General features: G+C 73.3%; 3 protein-coding genes and 1 pseudogene. All 4 read right to left on the reverse strand.

The genetic code is table 11. The annotated features are described in order from the left end of the window. Positions 1-275, reverse strand: a 275-nt coding sequence (locus KBX39_RS26595; protein WP_210873081.1) for a 6-phosphogluconolactonase, incomplete at its 3' end; no start/stop codon positions are given. Between the two features lie 69 nt (positions 276-344). Then, positions 345-1,361, reverse strand: coding sequence for a glucose-6-phosphate dehydrogenase assembly protein OpcA (locus KBX39_RS26600; RefSeq protein ID WP_043329629.1), 1,017 nt, complete (start codon positions 1,359-1,361; stop codon positions 345-347). 31 nt (positions 1,362-1,392) lie between these two features. Then, the gene (gene zwf / locus KBX39_RS26605) at positions 1,393-2,907 is read right to left on the reverse strand and encodes a glucose-6-phosphate dehydrogenase (RefSeq protein ID WP_210873083.1); all 1,515 of its coding nucleotides are present in this window, start codon (positions 2,905-2,907) and stop codon (positions 1,393-1,395) included. A 50-nt stretch (positions 2,908-2,957) separates the two neighbouring features. Continuing rightward, positions 2,958-3,490: pseudogene (locus KBX39_RS26610) on the reverse strand (glucose-6-phosphate isomerase); the annotation flags it as partial.

Genomic DNA, 3,490 nt, shown 5'->3' on the forward strand with positions numbered 1-3,490 from the left:
GCCCGCGCCTGCGTCTCGTTGCGCTCCGGGTCGCCGGCGGGCAGGAACCGCTCGTCGCCCCACCACACGTCGACCCGGGACCAGTCGACCGCGTCCCGGGCGGGCAGCTGCCCGACCGCCCGGTACACCGCAGCGGCGATCCGCCCGCCGGTCAGCACCACCGACGCCTGGCCGCGCTCGGCCTGCGCGTCGAGCAGCTTCACCACCAACCGGGCCGCCACCGCCTGCGCCAGCAGGTCGGGGTCGGCGTGTACGGCGACACTCGCCTCAGTCATCCGTCGAGCCCTCGTGTTCCGACCGCCCACCGGCGGTCACCTGTGCCTCCGACCACCCGGTCCGGGCGGTCACTCGTTCGCGGTCGCGCCCGCGTGCGCGGTCACGCCGGCCTCGGCCCGCTGGGCGGTCGCCGGATCCTTCCACACGTGCACCCGCTGGGCGGGCCGCTGGTCGAGTCCGGTGATCCCGGCCGCAGCGCCGAGCGCCTCCGCGTACACCTGGTCGGCGTCGAGGCGGCGCAGCTCCTCGGCCAGCTCGTCGCCGAGCGGCCGGCGCACCAGCGGCAGCGTGCGGTCCTCCTGCCCGGTACGCCGGAACACCGCGATGCTGTCGTCGCGGGTCAGCGTCAGCTCGTCGCCGTTGGCGCAGCGCAGCTGCACCTGACGCATGCGCGGGAACTCGTCGGTCCGCTCCCAGGTCGGTTCGATGCCGAGCCGGGCCTTGAGCCACCCGCTCATCAGCGCGGCCGTCGGATCCGACGGGGGCGCCACCACGCTGGCCTCGGTGACCCGGGCCTGGGTGGTGTCGAACGCGCCCGCCACCAGCGTGCGCCACGGGGTGATCCGGGTCCACGCCAGGTCGGTGTCGCCGGGGGCGTAGTCGTGGGCCCGCTGCCGCAGCGCGGCGATCGGGTCGGCCGCCTGCGCCGAGTCGGTGATCCGCCGGTCGGCCACCACACCGAGGAAGTCGGTTGCGATCTCCTCCGGCGGCTCGCCGTGCCACCACGTCACCACCGGTACGTCCGGGACCAGCAGCGGCATCACCACGGATTCGGCGTGCAGCGCGAGCCGCCCGTACATCCGGGTCACCACCGCCTCGCACGGCCCGAGCCGGCCGCCCACGACGATCTCCGCGTCCAGCCGGTTGCGGTCGCGCTCCACGTCGGAGCGGACCACCACGAGCAGGCGGCAGGGGTGCGCCGCCGCGGCGATGGTGGCGGCCGCCTCGGCCTCCCGGACCCGCTTCTCGTCCACCACCACGATCAGCGTGAGCGCCATGCCGCTGGCCACCCCGCCCGCGCTGCGCCGTTCCGCGGCCAGCGCCTTGACCACCTCGTTGCCGGTGGTGTCCCACAGCCCGATCAATGGAGCCTCCTGGTTCGCTCGCAGTGCTCGCTCACGCTCTCCGCCAAGCCCGGCCCTCGCGGGCCAGCATCTCGTCGGCGGCCCGGGGTCCCCACTCGCCGGCCCGGTACGGCTCCGGCGTCGTGCCCTCCCAGGCGTGTTCCAGCGGGTCGACGACCTGCCAGCTCTGCTCGACCTCGGCGGCGTCCGGGAACAGCGTCCGGTCGCCGATCAGCACGTCCAGCACGAGCCGCTCGTACGCCTCGGGGCTGGACTCGGTGAACGCCTCGCCGTACTGGAAGTCCATCGCGATGTCGCGGACCTCCATCGTGGTGCCCGGCACCTTGGAGCCGAACTTCAGCACCACGCCCTCGTCCGGCTGCACGCGGATGACGAGCTGGTTGGGGCCGAGGGACTCCATGTCGGCGGCGTTGAACGGCAGGTGCGGCGCCTTCTTGAACATGATGGCCACCTCGGTGACCCGCCGGGGCAGCCGCTTGCCGGCCCGGATGTAGAACGGCACCCCGGCCCAGCGCCGGTTCTGGATGCCCAGCTTCACCGCCACGTACGTCTCGGTGGTGGAGTCCGCCGGGACGCCCTCCTCCTCCAGGTAGCCCTTGGCGCGCTCGCCGCCCACCCAGCCGGGCAGGTACTGGCCCCGCACGGTGTCCTCGGAGACGTCGTGCGGCACGGTGATCGCCTTGAGCACCTTGAGCTTCTCGGCGCGGATCTCGTCGGCGTCGAAGCTCGTCGGCTCCTCCATCGCGACCAGCGCGAGCAGTTGGAGCAGGTGGTTCTGGAGCACGTCACGGGCGGTGCCGACGGAGTCGTAGAAGGCGGCCCGGGTGCCGATGCCGACGTCCTCGGCCATGGTGATCTGCACCGAGTCGACGTACTTGGAGTTCCACAGCGGCTCGAACAGGTTGTTCGCGAACCGCAGCGCCAGGATGTTCTGGACCGTCTCCTTGCCCAGGTAGTGGTCGATCCGGAACACGTCCTGGCGGGTGAAGACGTCGTCGACCAGGTCGTTGAGCGCCTTGGCCGAGGGCAGGTCGTTGCCGAACGGCTTCTCCACCACCACGCGGCGCCAGCCGCCGGACCTGTCGTTGTCCGCCATGCCGGTGCGGGCGAGCTGCTTGAGCACCACCGGGAAGGCCGCCGGGGGGATGGAGAAGTAGAAGGCGGCGTTGCCGGCGATGCCGTGCGAGTCGCGCAGCTCGTCGAGCGTGGCGGCGAGCTGGTCGAACGCGGCGTCGTCGTCGAACGAGCCGCCGACGAACTTGATGTTGCCGGCCAGCCGGGCCCACACCTCCTCCCGCCACGGGGTGCGGGCGTGCTTCTTGGCCGCCTCGTGCGCCACCGACTCGAAGTCGCCGTCGCCCCAGTCCCGGCGGGCGAAGCCCAGCACCACGAAACCGGGCGGCAGGAGCCCCCGGTTGGCCAGGTCGTAGACCGCCGGCAGTAGTTTCTTGCGGGCCAGATCGCCGGTCACCCCGAAGATCACCAGGGCACACGGCTCGGGGATCCGGGGCAACCGCCGGTCCTGGACGTCGCGCAGCGGGTTCACCGGGCCACCTCCTCCTGCGTCTCGGTCCGCTGATTCCAGGTCATTGATCGTCACGTGCGTGTCCGTCCGGCCGTATCCAGCAGCTGGGCGACGCCAGCCGCCCGCTTGGTCAGGTGCAGTCGCAGCACCGGTCGTTCCCGGCCGGCCAGGGCCCGCCGGTCACCGGCGGCCTGGGCCGCCTGGAGCTGCGCGAAGGTGTACGGACGACCGGGCACTTCCAGATCATCGGTGACCGCACCGGTGATCTGGAGGTGCCGGCCGCCGGTGTCCGTGTGCTCCGGCCGGCGCGGTCCCCAGGTGAAGGTGACCGGCCGCCGGGTGTGCCGTGCCAGCAGCGGGCGCAGCCCGGCCAGCGCCGCGTCGGCCCGCGGGTCGAGGTACGCGGTGACCGCGAGGTGTTCCCGTTCGCCCAGCCCGTCGAGCAGCCAGCACAGCGCGCCGGTCAGGTCGGCCGGCGCGCCGCTCGGGGCGTACACCTCGATCGCGTCCTCCACCGACGACGGCGGCCCGCTGTCCGCCTCGTCGTGGGCCGCCGCGGCGGCGGGCGCCGCGACCGGGTCGGTCCGCAGCGGCACCGCGGCGG

It is taken from the genome of Micromonospora sp. D75 (assembly GCF_018070405.1).
GTDB lineage: Bacteria > Actinomycetota > Actinomycetes > Mycobacteriales > Micromonosporaceae > Micromonospora > Micromonospora chalcea.